This window comes from Mesorhizobium sp. M7A.F.Ca.US.002.01.1.1 (assembly GCF_004022955.1).
GTDB lineage: Bacteria > Pseudomonadota > Alphaproteobacteria > Rhizobiales > Rhizobiaceae > Mesorhizobium > Mesorhizobium ciceri.
The window spans coordinates 1-2,143 of record NZ_RZQE01000724.1 but is presented as its reverse complement, the minus strand read 5'-3'; the positions used below and the strand labels follow the sequence as shown (position 1 = coordinate 2,143).

6 protein-coding genes are annotated in these 2,143 nt (G+C 62.1%); 4 read left to right on the top strand and 2 right to left on the bottom strand.

Translation table 11 applies throughout. The features are described from left to right. Both EN932_RS34680 and EN932_RS34675 read left to right on the top strand, forming a co-directional pair. Nucleotides 1–136: DUF1236 domain-containing protein (locus tag EN932_RS34680; protein ID WP_128369460.1), on the top strand; the 136-nt coding region annotated here is incomplete at its 5' end. A 2-nt stretch (nt 137–138) separates the two neighbouring features. Further along, complete coding sequence (locus EN932_RS34675; RefSeq protein WP_338048523.1) at nt 139–426, top strand: hypothetical protein; 288 nt, start codon at nt 139–141, stop codon at nt 424–426. Nucleotides 427–730: 304 nt separating this feature from the next. Here EN932_RS34675 and EN932_RS34670 read toward each other — a convergent pair whose 3' ends face one another. After that, complete coding sequence (locus EN932_RS34670; RefSeq protein ID WP_127368643.1) at nt 731–1,282, bottom strand: isochorismatase family protein; 552 nt, start codon at nt 1,280–1,282, stop codon at nt 731–733. Between the two features lie 111 nt (nt 1,283–1,393). Then, complete coding sequence (locus EN932_RS34665) at nt 1,394–1,597, bottom strand: hypothetical protein (protein ID WP_063168627.1); 204 nt, start codon at nt 1,595–1,597, stop codon at nt 1,394–1,396. A gap of 35 nt (nt 1,598–1,632) precedes the next feature. Here EN932_RS34665 and EN932_RS34660 point away from each other — a divergent pair, with 35 nt between their 5' ends. After that, on the top strand, nt 1,633–1,722 hold the full coding sequence (locus tag EN932_RS34660; protein WP_081714185.1) for a hypothetical protein: 90 nt from the start codon (nt 1,633–1,635) through the stop codon (nt 1,720–1,722). A 204-nt stretch (nt 1,723–1,926) separates the two neighbouring features. Continuing rightward, nucleotides 1,927–2,025: a hypothetical protein gene (locus tag EN932_RS34655; RefSeq protein WP_013530621.1), complete on the top strand. Its 99-nt coding sequence runs from the start codon at nt 1,927–1,929 to the stop codon at nt 2,023–2,025. Nucleotides 2,026–2,143: the final 118 nt, after the last annotated feature.

The window sequence follows — 2,143 nt, the reverse complement described above, 5'->3', positions numbered from 1 at the left end:
GAATGTTGGTAGCGCGTTGCCGGACACGGTCGAGCTTCATGAGATCCCCGACGTCAAATACCGCTACGTGGTGGTCGACAACCGCACCGTCCTGGTGGATCCGGGCACCCGCAAGATCGTCAAGGTCTACGACTGAACTTGGAATTGTCCCAAACCCGCCGCCAGCCATGGCGGCGGGTTGCCCATGTCAGTTTCCAATCAGGACGAGTGAAGATGATAAGCAAAGCTGTGACATCCCCTGCTTTGGGCGTTCGCCTGGCCGATCTCCAGGCCCGGATGCGCGATGCGCGGGTGACGGATGCCGAAATGAAAACCTTTCAAAAGGTCGCGGCCATCATGGAAGATCGTCACGGCCGGATCGATGGCGACGACCTGATTGCGGTGTCGTTCCTCGCCGATCCGGTGCAGCACCGGCAAACGCCTTGAACGACATTCCCAATAACCAGCAGGCTTTTTGACTCCCGGACCGGGAAAGCGCGCCGAAAGTCTCAGCCGAATCCGCCCTTTTGCTCCGGCCTATTCCGCTTTCGCGGAAGTTTCGAGCGGCACGCAATGTGCAATGTTGCTAATGCGGCGGTACGAGCCGCCCTGGTTGACGCGGGCGCCCGAGCCATCCCAACAATGCGCCCCCCCGTCCGCGTCGACCACGGCAGGCGCCCGGCGCTGTCTTCCCTCGCGAACTCCTCAAGCCGGCCTGCCTGATAATGCGGCCTGCGGCGACGTTCGGGCTTCAGCCGCCGACAAGCGCCTTTGTGGTCACCAGATTGACGCCGGCCTCGGCGAATTCGCCATTGTGCCTGATGATGACCTGCTCGGCACTCTCGCTGGCATTGTCCAGCGTGCTGTGCGCATCGGACACCACGGCCACGCCGAGCCCTCTGGCGATCGCGCCCTTGACCGTCGCGGCCACGCAAAAATCGGTCTGCGCGCCCAGGAGCACGACAGCACCCGCACCCTGCCCGGCAACCCAGTCGCCGAAGGCAGGATTGCTGAAAGCATCGCGCACGGATTTGGCAAAGGTCGGCTCGTCCGCAGCTTGGCCAAGTGCGGGCCAAACCGGCCAGCCCGGCTGATCCGGTGCCAACGGATCGCCTTCGGGTCCATCATGCCTGACAAATGCGACCTTGCGCCCGCCGCGCCGCGCCCAGTCGATCACCGCTTTGGTGCGCTCGACTATGCCTGGCGCATCATGGATCGGCGGTTCGTGCACGCCGTCGAACATACCGGTCTGGAGATCGATGACGATGAGCGGCGCGTTGTCTGGGAGGCTGGATGCTGGCATGGGCTTTACATAGCACGGCGGACAAGGTGATCAAGATTTGCTCATTCCGACGCGCCGGCAAACAGCACGACGCCGTCACCGCCGTCGGGCGGCCAGTCGCGGGTGGTGCGATCATTGCCGCCGGTCAGCACCGCGGCGGACGCCCGCATAGATCGGGCCGGTCTTGCTGTCGAACAGCGCGATCTGGTGGCCGGTGTCCATGCCCCATAGCCGGGCCGTGCCGTCGAGCGAGCCGGAGGCCAGGCGCTGGCCGCCAGCCGATAGCGCCAGGAGGGCCGCCGTCGGCGCCCGGCTTGGTTGACACATGTCGCGCATCTGCCATGCTCGCCGAGAGTTCAGGAGAGAACACCATGAAGAAGACTTACGCGAAGCCGACCTTCGTCAAGAAGGGCAAGCTTTCCGCCGTCACGGCAAACGCCCCGAGCAGCGTCACGCTTTAATCCGGCGCATCTCTGGCGGATCGCGCCGGCGCTGGAGAGCAAACTCCAGGTGCAATTGGTTTTGGGATGGCCCGAAGCAAAGAATAGGGACCCTGGCCCCTTGTCGCGCATTGTTGGGTTTATTGTTTGTTGCTTTCAGCTCGCATGGTTGACAGATGGCCGCAGTATGGCATCATCAGGCTGGGATTTTAGGAGAGTCTGAAAATGAAGAAGATTTATGTGAAGCCGTCGTTCTTGAAAAAGGGCCGTCTGTCGGCGGTCACAGCGTCGAACGGCGCCTCGATTATCATCGTGCCGGGCTGATCGTAAACGTAACCTGATTGAAGCGGGGCGAAATTCGCTCCGCTTTGGCATGCCCAAATCTCAGCGTGTCAGGACCAAATCGTCCACGACCATTTGCCAATAGTGCTTCGTCGACAGG